This is a genomic window from Anaerotignum sp. (genome assembly GCF_031981185.1).
Lineage (GTDB): Bacteria > Bacillota > Clostridia > Lachnospirales > Anaerotignaceae > Chakrabartyella.
In genome coordinates, this window is the sequence record NZ_DALYUL010000052.1 from 3,342 (window position 1) to 6,454 (window position 3,113).

The 3,113-nt window shown below is 39.4% G+C and carries 2 protein-coding genes; one reads left to right on the top strand and one right to left on the bottom strand.

The features are described 5' to 3' along the window. Positions 1-1,262, top strand: a 1,262-nt coding sequence (locus RTK36_RS16230; protein ID WP_312048260.1) for a DHA2 family efflux MFS transporter permease subunit, incomplete at its 5' end; no start/stop codon positions are given. An 863-nt stretch (positions 1,263-2,125) separates the two neighbouring features. Here the strand turns inward: RTK36_RS16230 and RTK36_RS16235 are convergent. Then, entirely contained in the window at positions 2,126-2,590 is a 465-nt protein-coding gene (locus RTK36_RS16235; protein WP_331655104.1) for a carotenoid biosynthesis protein, read from the bottom strand. Positions 2,591-3,113 lie beyond the last annotated feature (523 nt).

A 3,113-nucleotide genomic window follows, 5' to 3' on the forward strand; every position in this document is an offset into this window, starting at 1 on the left:
TCCAGTGGATTGCCACAGGATATGTACTGGCAATGGGTTTGGCAGTGCCTATTTCAGGATGGGCTGTCAACCGTTTCGGCGGCAAGCGAGTGTACATCTTTTCACTCTTCGTATTTTTTGCAGGTTCTGTGTTATCGGCTCTGGCATGGAATATCAACAGTCTAATTTGTTTCACAGTCCTGCAGGGAACTGCTGCAGGTTTAATGATGCCAACTTTGACGACGATGCTTGTCCGGACGTCAGGCGGCAGCAATTTGGGGCGTGTGATGTCAATTATCAGCATACCCGCATTGCTGGGGCCAATTCTGGGGCCGGTACTGGGCGGAGTTATTGTAAACAGCTTAAGTTGGCGTTGGATTTTCTGTGTCAATATTCCGATTTGCATCGTGGCATTACTGCTGGCCTGGCGTGGACTACACAAAGAAAAAGCATCCGACGGAAAACAGTCCCTCGATATTATCGGTATTCTGCTTTTGTCGCCCGCGTTTGCTATACTCATTTACGGCATTTCTCAGATAAGATCTCAGGGTGGCTTAAGCAACGCAGTCGTCATACCGCTAGTGATCGGTTTAGCCCTCATGTGCGCATTTATTGTCTACGCATTACGAAAGAAAAGTCAGCCAGTTCTTGACGTACGTCTGTTTAGAACGAGTAATTTTTCCGCTTCATCTGTTTTGCTTTTCCTTTCTGGCATCGTCACGAATGGAGCCATGCTTCTTTTACCATTATACTACCAACAGGTACGTGGTGAAAGTGTTTTATTTGCTGGTCTTTGGTTGATTCCACAAGGGGTTGGTATGTTATTGACCCAAAGCTGGGTCGGTAAACTAGCTGACCGCAAAGGTTCGCGTAACATTGTTTTGATAGGCCTTGTGGCTACAATCGTTGGTACATTGCCATTTGCCTTTGCCGGTGCCGATACGAATCATATTTTATTGGCAGCGGCACTACTGATCCGCGGAGCTGGTCTGGGTGGATTGCTGATTCCGATCATGGCTTCCGCATATATTGGATTGAACAAAGAGCAAATCCCTCATGCCAGTATCGCTACTAGGATTTTTCAGACCATCGGAGGGGCGTTCGGGTCTGCCATATTTGCAACAGTTATCCAGCATCAGCTTTCGAGTAACTCTGCACCCGACATTCAAACGATTGTTGGAGCATACAATATAGCCTTTTGGTGGTTAATTGGATTTGCTATGATTGCAATCATTCCGGCAATGTTACTATCAATACGTAAAAATGAGCCAGCGGCAAAATAGACACAAAACAAAGGACATCGCAACTCGTTTTTTCGTTTTCTTTCTCATCTGTCTTTGAACGGTATCGCAAAATGTTTCTCTTAACTGTGGCAATTTGTACCTTGGCACTTGCTGATCACCCATAGACGGAGCATACTTCAAAATCAGGAGACTGAACTATCTGGATTCAAGAACTTCGACAGCAAAGCGATATTTAAAGACGCTGACTGCTCCATATCGCAGGGATAGTTTGTAGTGGCTATCAGCTCCAGCGGGTGCAGGAAAACCACCCAGTAAATATGATTGGACGAGTAATCAATTAGGAGCTATCAGCCCAATCATTATCATAGAAGATTCACTTTTACAGAGATTTGTTCACATACTCAATTAACGGGTAACCTCCAATCCTTTTTATCTTAGAAAGCAGCTAAGGGCTTAGCACACACCTCGCATTCAACTCAGGCAGCAAGCCCTTACTGCTTAATTCTTGAAATATTTATCTAACTTGTTGGGAATACTTCATTTCTAGGAAAAACTTTTTATTCAACATATAAATTCCACACCAGCCTAGCAATAATAGCAATTCTGCCAGAACAACAAGCCATAGTACCTCCATATACCCACCAATAACACAAAATAAGGTATTAGTCAAATGAAAGCCCAGGAAAGTAAACATAATAGGAAAATCTTTTTTGTAATTCAAAGAGCTAACAAACCGACGACCCCAGAACTTGACGAAAGCTAACACCAAAATTCCCAATGAAATATCAGAAAGAGAGACTAACATTCCCATTGCATATTAGATGTTCTGGTGAAAAATGGTCCCATGTAATTAAAGAAATTGGATATAGGTGAAACCAAACAAACTAGAGAAAGAATGGAAGCTAAAGCCGGATATATATATAACCAATTAGATTAATGTAGCCTTTCTTTTTATGCCACCATTCGCCGATTAAAATAAATGTAGTCCAGTATCCGGCTTTCATGACAGGTTCCCCGTATATTACAGGTTCACCAGGGATTGGGTAATAACTCCACCTACCAATAATTCCTTCCGAAGTTTGAAAAATCTGTTTTACTGCCACTGGATCCAGTGAAAAGTCAAAAGTCATAGCAGTAAGCCCAGTAATGAATGGTTTCCTCCAAGACGGTATATTCATCGTCTTGAAAACACGTAATGTTGAGTAAACGATAAGAAATTCGATAATTGGAACAGTTAATGGTACATTGAATATCATTAGGATGCTGTGACCATATGAGTAAAAACATTCTTTCCTAATAAATCCCATAAATACAGCAACATTTTCAAAGGCTGCCGCGTAGAAAAAGACAAAGCATATGAATTGCATTAATACAATCTTTGGACGCTCTTCATTAATTATTTATAAAAAATCATTAAAGTGGCAATGATTAAAACTAATATTTTGTATAATCCACCATACAGGAACTAGTGTATATTTCCCATTATTTTACCTCCATTTAAAATTATGATTGAGTTGAACGAAAGAGCATCCTATCAGCAAAGTTACAGTTACAGATATATGCAAGAAAGCAGATATAAACCGCAATACTTTTTATTCCCATTATACGAATCAGTTTGAACTTCTATCCAATATTGAAGATAAGTTATATGAAGAAATCAGACAGGTTGTGGAACATACTATGAACCTTGATGTGTCTGTAAAACTATCATATGAAATTTGCAGTATATAAAAGAATAGTAATATATGTGAAGTATTATTTTCAAAGAATGGGGATAAAGAATTATTAGAACGTATTCTTTATATTAGCCACGATTTAAATATTGAGAAATGATGAAAGAAGTTAAATATTTTGATCAAAAATTATTTGATAAATGGTATACATTTACCG